Below are 16,398 nucleotides of genomic sequence, written 5' to 3' on the forward strand. Positions count from 1 at the left end.
ATGCCAGAATTCACTTTCCCAAAAAAAGAAAAGCTGAAAAGTAAAAAGCTTATAGAGCAGCTATTTGCCCAAGGGAAGTCCGTTTCTGCATTTCCTATAAAACTAATTTATCTTCCCACAGAATTTACCGAAGATACCCGGGTAAAAGCTGGTGTTGCCGTGCCAAAAAAGAATTTTAAGAGTGCCGTAAAACGTAATCGTGTAAAGCGTCTTATGCGAGAAAGTTACAGACTTAACAAACAATACGTTTTTAACAATAGTGAGGGTTCTTTTGCGTTTCTATTTTTATACCTTGGTAGAGAGATGCCTTCTCAAAGCAATGTAACCAAAACCATGAAAGAGGTCATGAAGCGTTTTTTGAGCAAGCATACACCGGAAAACAGACAACCAGAATAGAAATTTAGGGAAGGTTTAAGACCAAATACCCATCAAATTATAGAAAGCGATGAAAAAAATGCTAGGCAAAAAAATCCTTATTCCAGCCTTTGCAATAGTCATTTTGGTAGCAGGGAGTAGTTTCGTAAAAAGTGATTTCTTTGAAATTGCCAAGCAGATCGAAATCTTCACCACCCTGTTCAAGGAATTGAACATGAACTATGTAGATGAAACCAATCCGGCAGAACTTATGGATACCGCCATCAAGAACATGCTAGATGACCTTGATCCCTACACCAAATTTCTAAATGAACAAGATGTAGAAACGTATCGCATTAACAATGCTGGAGAATACTCGGGAATTGGTGCTTTAGTCCGTTCCTTTAAAGACCGCTTATTAATTGTAGAACCGTACAAAGGTTACCCTGCGGACAAGGCCGGACTTAAAGCAGGTGATGAAATTATTAAGATCGGTGCCATTAACGTTTCAGATTTTGACGATAATGCCAGTGAACTTCTAAAAGGCGCCAATAATACGGCTGTTGAAGTCACCTATAAAAGGCAAGTGGAAACTAAAACTGCTACCATAACGCGGGCTGCCGTAGAAGTAGATGCCGTACCCTTTTACAAAATGGCAGATGATAAAACAGGCTACATTGTACTATCTAGGTTTAACGCAAAAGCATCGGCACAGACCAAAGAGGCCCTTTTGGACCTTAAAGGAAAAGGCGCAGAAAAAATTATACTGGATCTAAGGGATAACCCAGGCGGACTTTTATCCGAAGCTATAAACGTTACCAACTTGTTTGTTGACAAAGGCGAGCTGATCGTAACAACAAAATCAAAAGTTAAAAAATTCAATACCGAATACAAGACCCGTAACAAGCCTGTGGATATGGATATTCCGTTGGTGGTCTTGGTTAATGGTAGTAGTGCTTCCGCTAGTGAAATTGTATCGGGCGGACTTCAAGATTTGGACCGTGCGGTAATCATGGGGGCACGCAGCTTTGGAAAAGGCCTTGTACAGCGCCCGTTAAAGCTAACTTACGGCACACAGCTAAAAGTTACCATAAGTCGTTATTATACGCCCTCTGGGCGCTGTATACAGTCATTGGACTATTGGAACCGGGATGAAGACGGTAATGCCGTGCAAAAGACCGCTTTTAAAGATTTTACTACGCGCAATGGTCGCAAGGTACAAGATGGCGGCGGCGTGTTGCCGGATATTGAGGTGGCTTCTACCAAAGCCAACGAGCTTACTACGGCACTTATGAACAATAATGTAATTTTTGATTACGCTACTAACTATTTCTACAAGCATAAATTAAAAGATGTATCCAGCTTTAAATTCTCCGAAAGCGATTATAAGGATTTTAAGACGTTTGTATCCAAAAGCGACTTCTCCTATGAAACCAAAACCGAGAAAACCTTAAAAGCCGCAATGACGGACCGCGAAGAGGTAATTTTTAATGATGCCATAGAAAACGATTTTAGAACGTTATTGCTGGACATCGAAAAAAGTAAAATTGTTGCTTTGGACGATTATCAGCGTGAGATTGAAAGCAAGCTTCAAGACGAAATAGTTAAACGCTACGCATACCGTGAAGGGTTATATGATTACTATTTAAAAAATGATGACGCCATTTTAGCGGCTACCGAGCTTTTAGGTAACGAAAACAAATACTGGAGCATTCTTAAATAAGCGCTTTTTACCATAACTATGGCTTTCAATAAAGTACACCACATTGCCATTATTTGTTCCGACTACCAAAAGTCCAAACATTTTTATGTTGAAGTGCTAGGTCTGGAAATTCTAAACGAAGTGTATAGGGAAGAACGGCAATCCTACAAACTGGACCTTGCCCTTAACGGAGATTATATAATTGAACTATTCTCATTTCCCAACCCACCCAAACGTCCTTCAAGACCGGAAGCATTAGGTTTACGTCATTTGGCTTTTGAAGTAGAAGATGTGAGCATAGAGCGGCAAAAACTCATGGAAAAAGGTGTAAACGTAGAACCCATAAGAACGGATGAATTTACGGGCCGCAAATTTACCTTCTTTGCAGACCCGGATAATCTTCCTCTAGAACTCTACGAGAAATAACTTTTAAATCAAGGCTTTAAATTCTTGATTTTTATGTTTCTAAAATCTATGGGCTGTCCTTCGCTCTGCAAGGCAATCATACCTTCTTTTAATAGTTTCCCGTCCTGTTTCATCTTTGGGTCATAACCTACAACCGTACCACCGCCAACCTGGGGCTTGGTGTATTCTAGAACAACTTTTCCGTTTATGATTTGTGTAACCAAGGAATCGCCTCTCACTATCAATTCCGCTTTTACCCATTGGTCTCCATAATAGGTGTCCGAAGACGACCTTAAACAATGGCTAGGATATATTTTACCCTCATACTCAATCTCCGTTCCCGGAGAACACATATTTCCAGTTGGCCTAGCTTCGCCCTCTTTTATACCTCCTAAAAATTGCATTTCTACGGAAATTGGCCAATTCTGTTCTTTCAACATGGTCCTCGGATCTTGGGAGTGGTACATAACCCCACTGTTCATTTCGGTAAAAACGGGTGCTCCAGGGTGTAAATCCCCCACAAATCTATATTCCATGCTCAGGTGAAAACTAGAGTAGGGCTTATCAAAATATAAATGACCGAACCTGTCGTTAAAATCGCCCTCATATTGGTCATAACGAACTTTGATCATACCGTCTTCGGCACGAAAGGTATCGCCAAAATTATCTCCAGTTTCATAATGATGGATTTTTGTGGTCCATCCGTCCAAATTCTTACCATTGAACATATCTTCCCAACCCGCATCTGCAACCGTTATTTTAGTTGCGTTACACGCCATTAGGGCTATTGAGGAAACAAAAAGGGCAATTTTAGTGCAGTTCATAGTATGCGTATTGAGTAAATTTATATTTGAGATAAGAGTTTATACTTTAAAGTAAATCTTATGCTTGTCCAAAAAGTAGGTAATGTACCAAAAAATATACAGTACAAACAGCGCATTAATAACCATTATGACATTTTCCGAAATGCCAATAGGAGCTAGCAAACCTTCCGTCCATATTTGACCAAATCCCCTAAACCACTGTACACCCACGGTTTCAGCAAAGAGATAGATAAAAATAGAGTTCGTACCTACCACCGAGAAAATTTTCAACCAATTTTTTTGATATCCCTTTATATCAATAAGCCAGTAAAAAAGGGTTAGCGTTAAAATAGCGATACCTCCAGATGCCAAGGTAAAGGAACTCGTAGCAATACGCTTAACTATTGGCGTAATACCGGCAAAATCCATCGCAAATCCTACAATGACCAAAACGGTTCCCCAAATTAAAAAGGGTTTTATTTTTTCTGCTGAAGGTATATGTGACAACAGCATTTTTCCGCAAACAACACCCCAAATGGTATGTGCAGCAGTAGGTATAAAATTTACGAACACCCAATACCCATCATTTACTTGCCCCATAACCAACATGTCTATATACGAACCAAAACTTTCGTGTCCCTGTGCATATGGTGCGGCCGGGTTATATGCACGATACAAAATCTCGGTCAACACCAACGACCCTAATGATATACCAATCTGTATTTTATTTGGAAGCTGCATTATCGCGTATGCAATTAAAATAGTAAAGGCCAATTGTACCAGTACATTCCATAGTTCCCAGACTAGAGCGTGACTGTAAACACAATGCAGTAAAACGCCAAAAGTGAACAACAAAAAACATCTGCGTACGATGTGTTTGATAACCCCTTTTTTATCTCTTGAGGCTAGTCGTTTTCTTAAAGAAAAAGGCATGGCCACCCCAACAATAAACATGAAAAAAGGTTGAATTAGATCCCAAAACCAGAGTCCGTTCCATGGGTGATGATGCAATTGGTGCGCCAATCCTGAAAAAGCTGTACCCTCGGCCAGTTCAGAAAAATTATGGTGAAAACCTGCTGCTTCGGCAATCAATAAAAACATGGTAAGACCTCTAAAAACGTCTAAGGAAAAAAGACGTTTTGATACATTTTCGGCTAGTTGAGACATACGTTGGTTGGATAGGGTTAGAATTTCAGCCGCTGGGGATTTTTTTGATTAATGCAAAAAATAGGGCCGTTTGGGTTGAAATTTGCCCTAATTTAGAAAAAATAATACCATTGTGGTTTATGAATTGCAGCTATCTTGCTACCGTTTAATTCTACATACCTTCATTTTCATGTTAACACCGTTCATTAGTTGGCTAAAAACGGCCACCGTACTATCTATATTATTTTCGCTGGTTACAGTAAACTTTGTTTCGTCACAATCTGCAAATACACTTTGGTTTGATCGGCCAGCCAAACATTTTGAGGAAACCTTGGTTCTAGGTAATGGAAAAGCTGGAGCATCAATCTTTGGCGGTGTTGCTACGGATTCTATCTATCTGAACGATGCCACCCTTTGGAGCGGTGAACCCGTAGACCCTAGTATGAGTCCAGAAGCGTATAAAAACGTTCCGGAAATCCGCGAAGCGCTAAAAAAAGAAAATTATAAACTAGCAGATTCTTTACAAACCAAACTACAGGGAAGCTTTTCCCAATCGTATATGCCTTTGGGTACACTTTACCTTAATTTTGAGCACAAGAACAAACCCATATCCTATCTACGTAAGCTTGAATTAGAAAAAGCGCTTTCTACCGTAACCTATGAGGTAGATGGCACCACTTTTACCCGTGAGTATCTTATTTCCCATGATGAACAGGCCATGGTCATTAGGCTAAAGAGCAGTAAAAAAGGTGCGCTTCATTTTACTGTTGGATTTAACAGTTTGCTTAAATATGAGGTTACGAGTAACGAATCTACCCTAGAAGTAAGCGGTTATGCCCCTTATCATGTAGAGCCTAGTTATCGTGGAAAAATTCCGAATCCGGTACAGTTTGACCTGAATAGGGGAACACGTTTTACATCACTTTTCAAAATAAAGCATTCGGATGGAGAATTAGTCAGCACAGAGAAATCCGTCTCCCTGAAAAATGCTACGGAAGCGGTTATCTATATTTCAATGGCCACGAGTTTCAATGGATTTGATAAAAATCCAGCTACTGAAGGGGCAGACCAAAAAGCCATTGCGGTCTCACAACTTTCAAAAGCAAGCTCAAAATCTTTTGAATCCATATTGGATGCCCATCTGAGGGACCATCAGAAATATTTTAGCCGAGTGCATTTAGACCTTGGAGAAACTACCGCCGAAGACCTGCCCACAGATGAGCGTTTAAAACGCTATGCCAAAGGCGAAGAAGACAAAAACCTGGAAATACTCTATTTTCAATATGGGCGCTATTTGCTGATTTCCAGTTCTAGAACCCCAAATGTACCTGCCAATTTACAAGGAATTTGGAACCCCTACATAAGACCGCCATGGAGCAGTAATTATACTTTAAACATCAATGCCGAAGAAAACTATTGGCTAGCAGAGAATGCTAACCTTTCCGAAATGCACCAGCCTATGTTGGGCTTTATTGAAAATATAGCCAAGACAGGAAAAGTAACCGCCAAGACCTTTTACGGGGCCGGCGTATGGGCCGCATGCCATAACTCGGATATTTGGGCGATGAGTAATCCTGTGGGCGACTTTGGTGAAGGTGGAATCAATTGGGCCAACTGGAATATGGGCGGAACCTGGTTAAGCTCGCATTTATGGGAACACTATACGTTTTCTCAAGATTTAGATTTTCTACAGGATAAAGCCTATCCCTTACTGAAAGGAGCCGCAGAGTTTTGTTTAGAATGGTTGGTAGAAGATAAAAATGGAAACTTGGTTACTTCACCGGGAACATCACCGGAAAATAAATTTATTACTCCAGACGGATATGAAGGTGCAACCTTGTACGGTTCAACATCAGATCTTGCCATGATCAAGGAATGTTTTCAACAGACCATAGCAGCGTCAGAAACCCTAAAAACCGATGTGGAATTCAGAGCTCAACTAAAAAAGGCATTGGCCAAACTATATCCGTACCAAGTAGGAAAAAAAGGAAATTTACAAGAATGGTACCATGATTGGGAAGATGTAGATCCCAAACACCGTCACCAATCGCATTTGTACGGTTTATACCCAGGGCATCATATCAGTCCGGAAAAAACACCGGAATTAGCGGATGCTACAAGGACCACTTTAAACATTAAGGGCGATGAAACTACTGGCTGGTCAAAAGGATGGCGTATTAATCTTTGGGCTAGATTATTAGATGGAAATCGCGCTTACAAACAATATCGTGAACTGTTACGTTATGTTGCCCCAGATGGTGTACGGGCTTCCTATGAAAAAGGAGGCGGAACGTATCCCAACTTGTTTGATGCACACCCACCTTTCCAAATTGACGGAAATTTTGGAGGAGCCGCTGCAGTAGTAGAAATGTTGGTACAGTCCTCTATGCAAGAGATTCAGCTTTTACCTGCTTTGCCAGATGTGTGGGCCAATGGCTTCGTTGAAGGTCTAAAAGCTCGTGGAAATTTTGAAATTGCCATTACTTGGAGCAACAAAGTACCAACTAAAGTAAAAATACATTCCGTTACTGGAGGAACCACCGTTTTAAAACACGGAAACAAACAGAAGAAAGTGACTCTAAAACCCAATGAAACAGTAGAATTTGATTGGTAGAAATTTCATTGCACCCTAGTTTTCAGTTTTTGCCTACATTTAGGAAAGCTATACTTTCTCCTATATGTTTTCAAAAAAAATAATTTTACCCCTGTTGTGCACTGCTCTGGGTATTCTGCTTTTTAGTTGTCAATCAGATACAAAACAAGAACCAGCAAATAAGGCCTATACCACATGGTCTTCCTATTTGGGAGACCCGGGCCGTAGTCACTACTCCACCCTTTCCGAGTTTACCAAAGAAAACGTAAAAGACCTAAAAGTGGCCTGGACGTATGAAGCGGCAGATTGGGGCCAGATGCAGATGAATTCCTTGGTGGTGGATAGTATGCTGTACGGGGTTACCGCAGCGCTCAGAGTGGTAGCTTTAAATGCCAAAACGGGTAAGGAAATTTGGCAGTTTGGCGATTCCATACAAGTTTGGCATTCTACCAGCAGGGGCGTGTCGTATTGGGAAGAGGGTGACGACAAGCGGATTCTCTGTACACGCGGACCTCATCTTTTTGCTTTGGATGCCCTAACGGGAAAACCTATATCCACTTTTGGCGATAACGGTAAAATAGACCTGCGCTCAGGAATGCCCGAAAGTGCACGGGAAAAGTTCGTGATATCCAATACGCCAGGAACTATTTTTAAAAACCTCATTGTAATGCCCCTTCGGCTCTCCGAAGGTTCTGGCGCCGCTCCGGGAAATCTTATGGCATTCAACGTCATTACAGGTGCCGTAGAATGGGTTTTTCATACCATTCCGCATCCTGAGGAGGAAGGTTATGATACCTGGGAAGAAAATGCTTATTTAAGTGATGAAGTGGGTGCGGCCAATAATTGGGCCGGTATGGCGGTAGATGAGGATTTGGAAATCATCTATGCGCCTATAGGTTCCGCTGCACCTGATTTTTACGGGGGAGCCCGAAAAGGAAGCAACCTTTATTCTGACTGCCTGTTGGCTTTGGATGCAAATACAGGCAAAAGGCTATGGCATTTTCAATTTACGCATCATGATCTATGGGATCGCGACCCTCCTGCCCCGCCCAATCTTTTGATGGTAGAGCGAGGAGGTAAAAAAATTGCTGCCGTGGCTCAGGTTACCAAACAAGGTTATGTGTATGTTTTTGACCGAAAAACGGGCGAACCCCTTTTTGATATCAAAGAAATTCCTGTACCGGCTTCCACTTTGAACGGTGAGGAGACTTGGCCCACCCAGCCTATTCCAGTAAAACCGAAGCCTTTTGCACGGCAATCCACAGACATCACAGAAAATAATGTGAGTCCGTATGCGGAAAACCCGGATTCCCTTAAAGCCATTTTGAGCAAATTGGACAAGCGTATCTATACTCCACCAAGTTTAGAGCCTGTCTTACTTTTACCAGGTTACGATGGCGCCGCAGAATGGGGCGGTACAGCGGCCGACCCCGAAGAGGGAATTATTTATGTGAATTCCAACGAGATGCCCTGGATTATGCAAATGGGTATAAACGACACCAAGTTAGAAACCTTGCCCTTGGGCGAGGCTACCTATAGTCAATATTGTGTGAGCTGTCATCAAGCGGATAGAAAAGGACTGGCCGCAAGCGGATTCCCTTCATTGGTAGATATTGAACTCCGAAAGTCGAAAGATGAAATCTCTTCTATCATTGCAAACGGAAAAGGGATGATGACGGGTTTTCCACAATTGAAAAAGAAGGAAAAAGATGCACTCATCCGTTTTCTGTTCAATCAGGAAATTAAACATAACGTTGCCGAAAACACTAATTCTGAAAAAGGATATCGAACACCCTACAAACACTTGGGCTACCATAAATTTTTGGATAAGAATGGGCTACCGGCCATAGACCCGCCATGGGGAACAATGCATGCCATTAATTTAAATACCGGAGAGTATATTTGGTCTATTGTTTTGGGCGAATCGCCGGAACTCTTGGAAAAAGGCATCACCGGAACGGGAACAGAAAACTACGGAGGCCCCGTAATTACGGAAAACGGACTCTTGTTTATAGCTGCTACCCGCGATGGTTATTTTAGGGTTTTCGACAAACATACCGGAGCAAAACTGTGGGAATATAAATTACCTGCCCCGGCCTTTGCAACACCAACCCTATATGAAGTAAACGGAAAACAATTTATTGCTCTAGCCTGTGGTGGTGAAAAATTAAGAACCAAAAAGGGGAATACCATCATTGCTTTTGCCTTGGATTGAAAAAGTCATTGTTAATGTCATACACTTAGTAACGTGGATAAACATCTAAAGGAACATATTGCCTATTTGCTCTGTGTGAATATTGAACGTATCCAATCCGTTTCTGGGGGTGATATTTCCGAAGCCTACTTGCTGGAAACCGAAACGGAACGTTTCTTTTGTAAAATCAACCGAGGAGAAAATGGTTATGAGCTGTTTAAGGCCGAAAAATTGGGTTTGCAAGCCATTGCCCAATCCAAAACGATAAGCGTGCCCAATATTTTACTCTGCGAACCCTTAGAAAAGGGCGGGTTTTTGGTGATGGATTATATTGAAGCCAAACGCCCTTCAGAAACCGACTTTGAACTTTTGGGTCATCAACTGGCAGCCCTACACCACTATACGACCCAAGACGAATTTGGGTTCTCCACGGACAATTATATTGGCAATCTTGAGCAGTCCAATTCCAATCATTTGGATTGGGCGGAGTTCTATGTTCAAGAACGACTGGCGCCCTAATTGGAACTGGCAAAAGATACAGGTAAGTTAAATGATGGCGAAATCCCTTCCGAAGACCAACTTTTAACAAATTGTAAAAATCTATTTCCCAACACAAAACCATCTTTATTACATGGCGATTTATGGAGTGGTAACTATCTCATAGCAACAAACGGAACCTCTTATTTAATAGACCCAGCGGTGTATTTTGGCCATCATGAAGTAGATTTGGCCATGACCCGGCTCTTTGGAGGTTTTGGTGCTTCTTTCTACAATGCCTATCAAGAACATTTTGCGCCAATTGGTAATGAAGAAGAACGAACAGATATCTATCAACTTTACTATCTCTTAGTGCATTTAAACCTTTTTGGTAATTCTTATAAGGCTTCGGTTACGGAAATATTGCAGCGGTATTTTTAAGTTTTTACTTACATTTAGAGATTGGATTAGTAGGCTGTAATAAATCCTTCTCCATTTTTTGATGTTTTATTTGAAATGAAGGGAATAAGCGAGACGTTTACGCTCGGAGAGTTTTTTTTGAAAGTAGTTTACTTAATTTACTGTTATCTCAACAATTCAATGAATATTACAATGGAACTTATTAAAGAGAGTTTTTGGACGTTGTTCTGTCTAGTAATAGGAGCAATACTCACAATTATTGGAACTGTACGTATTTTTATTGATACGAGTGAATTCAATAAAAAGCTAACCAAAGACACTAAAACCTTAATCTCCGGCCAAGATAGTATTCAGTTCTCCCAGATAATATCGGCAGAAGTAGAAGCGAGAACAGAAAAATTAGTACTAGAAAGCAAAAAATTGTTGAAAGAAAATGAAGAATTAAACAACTTAAATCATGACATTTTAATTGAAAACAGATTGCTAAGTAAAGAAAATAGAAATTTAGCAAATCAAATGAAAGATATAATTTCAGAAGATGTAAAATTTATAGAAACAAACCCTCGAGTTAATAGATCTACAAAAAAAATGTATATAGGATATTTAAATAATTTCATGATTTCTTTGAGTGATTTAAGAGTATCTATAAGAATTATGAATCCTGTTAAAAATAACCCTATTAAATTTAGTTTTATAGATAACCGAAACATAAAAAATGCCAGGACTTATGATAATCACGCCGTTTTTGAATATGCAGTAATACCTGGGCGATCGACTCATTCTCCCCTAGAATTAGACCTTAATGGATTCACAAAAAAGAGCATAGTTTTAGCTTCTCAAATCATACTAAAAAATGGAGTTACTCATGAAGAGAGAATTTATATTAGTGATTATACCCAAAAAAATATTTATGATTATATGCATTTCGAATATTATAGAGGCGATGAGCTACTAAAAAATTATAAAAAAACCGGGAAAAGCTTTCCAAAAGACTCAGAAGGAAACCCAGATTTAAAAATGTTTAAGTAAATAACTGACCAAAGCGAGCCCGAGCATTAATCCTTAAAAACAGGATTTTTAACCAAGCTAATCAAGGCATCATCATTTTCTTTTAAGATGCGTTTTGAGCGCAAATAACGGTTATGGTTATGCTCGTCATAGTTATCCGCATTTTTGTCCATACTGCTTATGCGTACCATTTCTGAGGCATGTATAAACTCATTGTTCCCGATCCACATACCCACGTGTACCACTTTTTCTGCGGTTGAGTCCGTGGCTTTTCTTCCAAAGAACAGCAAATCGCCTTTTTGCAGCTTATCAAAATTCATAACAGAATCAATGGCTTTACCCGTATGCACCTGCTGCGAAGCGTCTCTAGGAATAACCATTCCGTTAAGAAAAAAGATGGTCTTGGTAAACCCGCTACAGTCCATACCCTTTGTTGAGGTTCCTCCCCATAAATAGGGAACACCCATAAGGGTTTTTGAAGTCGCTACAAGGCTCTCTTGATCAGGGTTTAATTTTTCCAACCAAGTTTCATACGGTTCTGCTTCTTCTTTGCTTACAAAGGCCTTTCTACCGTCTGGGTACTGCACTTCAAAAAAGTGCCCGTTCTCTCCTTTTAATTCTAGAATATCACCGGCAACCAAATCGGATACACGTTGCCCAACTTGGGCATTTTCATATGAATATCCCGCGGTTTGGGTGTAAATCAGCTTTGAAGTGCCTTTCCACTTTTGAGCTTGGTTATCATCCATCAAAACAATTCCGCCTACATCTACCCATGACAGATATTTATCCGGGGTTTGAATATAGAACCAATCGCCTTCTTTCTTAAAGACTTTTACTGGTGTACCTAATGTGGCCTGCGTTGCCAGCTCAGCAGAGTGTTTGGGATTACTCCTAAGATTGGCCACTGAAATATTGATTACCGCATTAGTTTTGCCCTCTAAATTTTTAGAAGGTAAAATTTCAATTCTACTTTCATAGATAATATTTTCAGCATCTAAGGTGGTTTTCAAAAGTTCTACCGCTTCAGGGATGTTACTTTCGCCCATTAAAATATACTTTTCAGTATCTATAAAGGTGTGAACATCAAAAAGCGCCGTTCGTTTATCCGGAGCGTATTGTTTTTTTACATCTGTAATGGTCTGTAATAGTTTTGCTTCTCTCTCACTCTGTTTGGTGCACGAAACCAGAAAAAACACAAAAAAACCGGTAACTAAAACCCCTAACCTATATCGCTTCATTTTTAAATCTATTATCATGTTTACTTTGCCTTAGTGAAATTATGTAATTTTATCGCAAATGAGCAAACTCAAGGCAATAGAACTTTTTGCAGGAGTAGGCGGATTTCGCCTAGGCCTGGAAAAAACCGGACAATATGAGGTAGTCTGGAGCAACCAATGGGAACCTTCAACCAAAGCGCAACATGCTTCTTTGGTGTATGAGGCCAATTTTGGCAAAGAAAACCACAGTAACCAAGATATTGCGGAAGTTGAAACGCAAACCATACCCGATGCAGACCTTCTGGTAGGCGGATTTCCCTGTCAAGATTACTCCGTAGCTACTACATTACAGAACTCCAAAGGACTTATTGGTAAAAAAGGCGTGCTGTGGTGGAGTATTCATAAAATACTTTCGGAAAAAAAGAATCCGCCTAAATACTTATTTCTTGAAAATGTAGACCGTTTATTAAAATCACCTTCTGCCCAACGTGGGCGTGATTTTGCCATTATGTTGAAAAGTTTGGATGATCTGGGTTATGCCGTAGAATGGCGGGTTATTAATGCCGCGGACTATGGAATGCCACAACGGCGCAGACGCATATTTTTCTTAGGGTATCACAAATCAACTTCGCTTTACAAAAAACTTAAAAAGTCCGTTTCAGCGGATTGGGTACTTTCAGAAGGTACTATAGCTTCTGCTTTTCCTGTGCAACAAACCACTCAAAAACCGATTTCCTTTGAAATTGAGGGTGATTTGGTGCATATTTCGAACAATTTTAATTTGGGTGAAAAACTTTCTCCCTTTCAAAATACGGGAGTGTTCATAAACGGAAAAGTATTTACGGTAAAAACGCAAGCCAGTTATGATGGTAAACGTACTGTTTTAGGGGATGTGCTCCAAAATGGTGAAGTAACGCCTGAATTTTTTATTCCCGAAGAGGATTTTCCTAAATGGGAATATTTAAAAGGAGCTAAAAAAGAAGTACGAACGGCCAAAACCGGTTTTACCTATAATTATAGTGAAGGCGGGATGATTTTTCCCGATGCTCTGGACAACGCGTCAAGGACTATTATTACCGGTGAAGGCGGAAAATCGCCTTCACGTTTTAAACATGTAGTGCAGACATCAAAAGGATTGCGGCGTTTAACACCGGTAGAATTAGAACGTTTAAATATGTTTCCGGATAATCATACGTTATTAGAGGGTATAAGTGATACCAAACGCGCCTTTTTTATGGGAAATGCCCTTGTGGTAGGCGTAGTAGAAAAAATTGCCGAAGCCCTGGCCGCTAAAATTGAGGTTTAGTTCTTCTGCCTAAAACTAACAACCGTATGCCCCTTAAAAGTAATTTTAAGTCAGATTTGGAAAGGGAGCAGAAGCTGTGTGTTTTGTTAGATCGCTATTACCGCCAATATCTAAAGCAATACTCTTTTGAGCGGGTGTCCTATATGAAACAGCAAATGGCGGGTATAGATTTAATTTTCACCCGTAAAACCTGTGGTAGAACTTATTCAATTGACGAAAAGGCCCAACTAGATTACCTAAATGAAAATTTACCCACTTTTGCCTTTGAACTAAGTTACCAGAAGAACGGTATATTAAAAGAAGGTTGGTTGTTTGACACTTCAAAAAAAACGGATTTCTATTCCTTGATAACTTCAATTTATGCGGATGCACCTAAAGAATTTACTTCGTGTAAAATTACCTTGGTAAATAGACAAAAACTAATAGACGTTTTAACGGCCCGATCTATTACTTTATCAAGCTTAAAAAAATACATTGTGCCTGATGAAGAGCTTCATGGTAAAATTAAGATTAGTGAATTGAACCATAGGAACGAAGGATACCTGTACGCATCCACAAATAACAAGGCCGAAAAACCATTAAACCTTATTTTAAAGCTCGATTTTCTAGAAGAAACCGGTGTTGCCAAAAGATTGGCCTAACAGATTTTTTAGACTGATCAGTCTGTAAAGTTATATTATAGCTTTAAGGTTTGGTTTTGATTTACTTACAGCGTTATCAACATGTTTTTAAACGATTAAAATAGTTGATTTTTATTTCCGAATTATATTCAATTAGACCGGTCAGTCGGTTCTGTAAAATTGAAAACAATGTACAAATTGAAGGACTCTGCGCTCTTAAAATGCTGTTAATCAACACTAAAAATTTGCAATTGCGGTTATTTTTTATATCTTATCCTTTATGGTAAGAACAGAAAAGTCAGAAAATCAGGAGTTTTTAGAGAAGTCGATCAATCATCTTGAAGCCACAGGTTTCGAAGATATTAAAGCGGATATTGAGGGGTACGATACTCCCAAATCCTATGTTAGAAAAGGTACGGATTCCAAAATTACCCCAGACATAGTAGCGCTTAAAAACGGTAGAAAATATTACTTTGAAATAAGCTTGAAATCATCTAAACCCAGACTGCTAAAAACCAAGTGGCTTTTCTTGGATACCTTAAGCAGAATGAATTCCAATAGATTTAGAATTATAACCACCAAGGGGCATTACAAGTTTACTGACAATATGTTGGAAGATATTAACCTATCCAATAAAGAACCTATTCGTATATAACATTACAATCATAAGAAACAAAAAGGTCCGTATGTAACGGACCTTTTTTATTTTCTAACCATACCTATATGCGGTATGCCATCTTCAAGATAGCCATCTCCTACTTGGTCAAAACCTAAAGTATGATAAAAACGTTCTAGATATAATTGAGCGGATACTTTCATGACCGGCGTATTAAAGTGTTTCTCTACCGCTGCAATAGATGCTTTCATAATATCTTTTCCATAACCGTATTTTCTTTCGGAATATTTAACCACTACCCTACCAATACTTGCTTCATCAAAATAATCTCCCGGTTTAAATATTCGGGTATAAGCAACTATTTCATTGTTTTTAGTGGCTATAACATGTAACGCTTTTTGATCTTTATTATCTATATCTTGGTAAACACAATCCTGTTCAACAACAAAAACTTCACTTCGTAACCTAAGAATATGGTAAAGTTCCAATTTGGTAAGCGCTTCAAATGATTTTACATTTATTTCCATCATACTATCAATCTTGTACAATTATTTACGTGTTTTTACATTTTGGTATTTAGGTTATATAGTAACGTTGTTAATACCTCATTTGTGATACACGATGTCTTTTATGTCTTAAGAATGTTGTAAAACTCCTTAACCTTGATGTTTTTATTGCGGCAACTGTTCTAAAACCTACTTTTTAAGCAAAAACAATAGTTTGGGAACTTGATTATATCTGCAATACACTACCCATATTAAAATGGATTCACATTGTATTGAACATATTTGGATACCTCATAACCTTCATAACAAGATTGCTCCAGTTATAAACATCTGGTAATTTAGTAAGATGGTTGGATAAGAAAGTGACTATAAAGAAACTTTCCTTTTTAAAAGTAAAACTTTGGAAGCTTACTTACAAGGAATTTTTTCTATTCTCCTTTCATGTCTACCTCCCTCAAAATTGGTATTCAAAAAGGTCTTTACCATTTCCAATGCCTGTGGTAATGAAATAAATCTAGCCGGCAGACTTAATATATTAGCGTCATTATGTTCTCTACTTAATTGAACAATTTCTTTTGTCCAACACAAAGCACAACGTACTTTTTGGTGTTTGTTGGCAGTCATTGAGGCACCGTTACCGCTACCACAAATAATAATTCCAAAATCAACATTACCGTTATTAACATCTGAGGCAACAGGATGTACAAAATCTGCATAATCAACACTATCAGCTCCGTCAGTTCCGTAATTGCTAACCTCTATATTCATAGATTTTAATAAACCAACGATGGCCAATTTATAATCTGTACCCGCGTGATCGTTTCCAATAGCTATTTTCATTATGCGTAATCTTGTTAGAAGCTTAAATTTGTACGGTTTTATAAGTGTATAAAACCCTTTTATAGCTCTCAAAGGTACAAATACTAGTGCTTTACCACAACATGGATAGGGTTCACAACATTAGTTTTCTGTAAACACTTGTTCATTGTTAATTTGTTATTGTTAAAAGGTGTTTATATTGTTAATAA

The 16,398-nt window shown here is 39.1% G+C and carries 14 protein-coding genes and 1 pseudogene; 10 read left to right on the forward strand and 5 right to left on the reverse strand.

From position 1 onward, the window contains the following. From rnpA to SJY45_RS13075, 3 genes are read left to right on the forward strand one after another with little or no spacing between them, the layout of a single operon-like run. Window positions 1-396: a ribonuclease P protein component gene (gene rnpA / locus SJY45_RS13065; RefSeq protein WP_215436830.1), complete on the forward strand. Its 396-nt coding sequence runs from the start codon at window positions 1-3 to the stop codon at window positions 394-396. A gap of 49 nt (window positions 397-445) precedes the next feature. Continuing rightward, a complete protein-coding gene (locus SJY45_RS13070) occupies window positions 446-2,077 on the forward strand; it encodes a S41 family peptidase (protein ID WP_400071237.1) in 1,632 nt (543 codons plus the stop codon). Between the two features lie 18 nt (window positions 2,078-2,095). After that, window positions 2,096-2,482 carry a VOC family protein gene (locus SJY45_RS13075; RefSeq protein ID WP_215913447.1) on the forward strand — a complete coding sequence of 129 codons (387 nt, stop codon included), beginning with the start codon at window positions 2,096-2,098 and terminating at the stop codon, window positions 2,480-2,482. Window positions 2,483-2,490: 8 nt separating this feature from the next. Here the strand turns inward: SJY45_RS13075 and SJY45_RS13080 are convergent, their stop codons facing one another. Then, entirely contained in the window at window positions 2,491-3,285 is a 795-nt protein-coding gene (locus SJY45_RS13080; RefSeq protein WP_215436823.1) for a DUF1080 domain-containing protein, read from the reverse strand. Between the two features lie 39 nt (window positions 3,286-3,324). Further along, window positions 3,325-4,431, reverse strand: coding sequence for an acyltransferase family protein (locus SJY45_RS13085; protein WP_400071240.1), 1,107 nt, complete (start codon window positions 4,429-4,431; stop codon window positions 3,325-3,327). A 169-nt stretch (window positions 4,432-4,600) separates the two neighbouring features. On the opposite strand from SJY45_RS13085, the gene SJY45_RS13090 reads away from it, so the two are divergent. The 4 genes and pseudogenes from SJY45_RS13090 (at window position 4,601) to SJY45_RS13105 (ending at window position 11,123) form a co-directional block, all read left to right on the forward strand. After that, the gene (locus SJY45_RS13090) at window positions 4,601-7,024 is read left to right on the forward strand and encodes a glycosyl hydrolase family 95 catalytic domain-containing protein (RefSeq protein WP_400071242.1); all 2,424 of its coding nucleotides are present in this window, start codon (window positions 4,601-4,603) and stop codon (window positions 7,022-7,024) included. A 64-nt stretch (window positions 7,025-7,088) separates the two neighbouring features. Next, window positions 7,089-9,218, forward strand: a complete 2,130-nt coding sequence (locus SJY45_RS13095) for a pyrroloquinoline quinone-dependent dehydrogenase (RefSeq protein WP_400071244.1) — start codon at window positions 7,089-7,091, stop codon at window positions 9,216-9,218. A gap of 75 nt (window positions 9,219-9,293) precedes the next feature. Continuing rightward, window positions 9,294-10,115: pseudogene (locus SJY45_RS13100) on the forward strand (fructosamine kinase family protein). Window positions 10,116-10,286: 171 nt separating this feature from the next. Further along, complete coding sequence (locus tag SJY45_RS13105; RefSeq protein WP_400071246.1) at window positions 10,287-11,123, forward strand: hypothetical protein; 837 nt, start codon at window positions 10,287-10,289, stop codon at window positions 11,121-11,123. A 26-nt stretch (window positions 11,124-11,149) separates the two neighbouring features. Here the strand turns inward: SJY45_RS13105 and SJY45_RS13110 are convergent, their stop codons facing one another. Beyond that, on the reverse strand, window positions 11,150-12,361 hold the full coding sequence (locus tag SJY45_RS13110; RefSeq protein WP_400071248.1) for an NlpC/P60 family protein: 1,212 nt from the start codon (window positions 12,359-12,361) through the stop codon (window positions 11,150-11,152). 40 nt (window positions 12,362-12,401) lie between these two features. Between SJY45_RS13110 and dcm the strand changes: the two genes are divergently transcribed. From dcm to SJY45_RS13125, 3 genes are all read left to right on the forward strand, one after another. Then, window positions 12,402-13,628 carry a DNA (cytosine-5-)-methyltransferase gene (gene dcm, locus SJY45_RS13115; RefSeq protein ID WP_400071249.1) on the forward strand — a complete coding sequence of 409 codons (1,227 nt, stop codon included), beginning with the start codon at window positions 12,402-12,404 and terminating at the stop codon, window positions 13,626-13,628. Between the two features lie 26 nt (window positions 13,629-13,654). After that, window positions 13,655-14,269: a hypothetical protein gene (locus SJY45_RS13120; protein ID WP_400071251.1), complete on the forward strand. Its 615-nt coding sequence runs from the start codon at window positions 13,655-13,657 to the stop codon at window positions 14,267-14,269. Window positions 14,270-14,528: 259 nt separating this feature from the next. After that, on the forward strand, window positions 14,529-14,903 hold the full coding sequence (locus SJY45_RS13125) for a hypothetical protein (protein ID WP_215436802.1): 375 nt from the start codon (window positions 14,529-14,531) through the stop codon (window positions 14,901-14,903). 47 nt (window positions 14,904-14,950) lie between these two features. On the opposite strand, the gene SJY45_RS13130 is transcribed toward SJY45_RS13125, so the two are convergent. Both SJY45_RS13130 and SJY45_RS13135 read right to left on the reverse strand, forming a co-directional pair. Beyond that, window positions 14,951-15,394: a GNAT family N-acetyltransferase gene (locus SJY45_RS13130; RefSeq protein ID WP_400071254.1), complete on the reverse strand. Its 444-nt coding sequence runs from the start codon at window positions 15,392-15,394 to the stop codon at window positions 14,951-14,953. Between the two features lie 384 nt (window positions 15,395-15,778). After that, entirely contained in the window at window positions 15,779-16,210 is a 432-nt protein-coding gene (locus SJY45_RS13135; RefSeq protein ID WP_400071256.1) for an RpiB/LacA/LacB family sugar-phosphate isomerase, read from the reverse strand. Between the last annotated feature and the right edge of the window lie 188 nt (window positions 16,211-16,398).

Origin of the sequence: Zobellia russellii (genome assembly GCF_044597075.1) — a bacterium.
Classification (GTDB): Bacteria; Bacteroidota; Bacteroidia; order Flavobacteriales; family Flavobacteriaceae; genus Zobellia; species Zobellia russellii.

Bases quoted from the DNA above. Each gene is read 5' to 3' on its own strand.
- rnpA (WP_215436830.1), top strand. From the start codon at position 1: ATGCCAGAATTCACTTTCCCAAAAAAAGAAAAGCTGAAAAGTAAAAAG.
- SJY45_RS13070 (WP_400071237.1), top strand. From the start codon at position 446: ATGAAAAAAATGCTAGGCAAAAAAATCCTTATTCCAGCCTTTGCAATA.
- SJY45_RS13075 (WP_215913447.1), top strand. From the start codon at position 2,096: ATGGCTTTCAATAAAGTACACCACATTGCCATTATTTGTTCCGACTAC.
- SJY45_RS13080 (WP_215436823.1), bottom strand. From the start codon at position 3,285: ATGAACTGCACTAAAATTGCCCTTTTTGTTTCCTCAATAGCCCTAATG.
- SJY45_RS13085 (WP_400071240.1), bottom strand. From the start codon at position 4,431: ATGTCTCAACTAGCCGAAAATGTATCAAAACGTCTTTTTTCCTTAGAC.
- SJY45_RS13090 (WP_400071242.1), top strand. From the start codon at position 4,601: ATGTTAACACCGTTCATTAGTTGGCTAAAAACGGCCACCGTACTATCT.
- SJY45_RS13095 (WP_400071244.1), top strand. From the start codon at position 7,089: ATGTTTTCAAAAAAAATAATTTTACCCCTGTTGTGCACTGCTCTGGGT.
- SJY45_RS13105 (WP_400071246.1), top strand. From the start codon at position 10,287: ATGGAACTTATTAAAGAGAGTTTTTGGACGTTGTTCTGTCTAGTAATA.
- SJY45_RS13110 (WP_400071248.1), bottom strand. From the start codon at position 12,361: ATGATAATAGATTTAAAAATGAAGCGATATAGGTTAGGGGTTTTAGTT.
- dcm (WP_400071249.1), top strand. From the start codon at position 12,402: ATGAGCAAACTCAAGGCAATAGAACTTTTTGCAGGAGTAGGCGGATTT.
- SJY45_RS13120 (WP_400071251.1), top strand. From the start codon at position 13,655: ATGCCCCTTAAAAGTAATTTTAAGTCAGATTTGGAAAGGGAGCAGAAG.
- SJY45_RS13125 (WP_215436802.1), top strand. From the start codon at position 14,529: ATGGTAAGAACAGAAAAGTCAGAAAATCAGGAGTTTTTAGAGAAGTCG.
- SJY45_RS13130 (WP_400071254.1), bottom strand. From the start codon at position 15,394: ATGATGGAAATAAATGTAAAATCATTTGAAGCGCTTACCAAATTGGAA.
- SJY45_RS13135 (WP_400071256.1), bottom strand. From the start codon at position 16,210: ATGAAAATAGCTATTGGAAACGATCACGCGGGTACAGATTATAAATTG.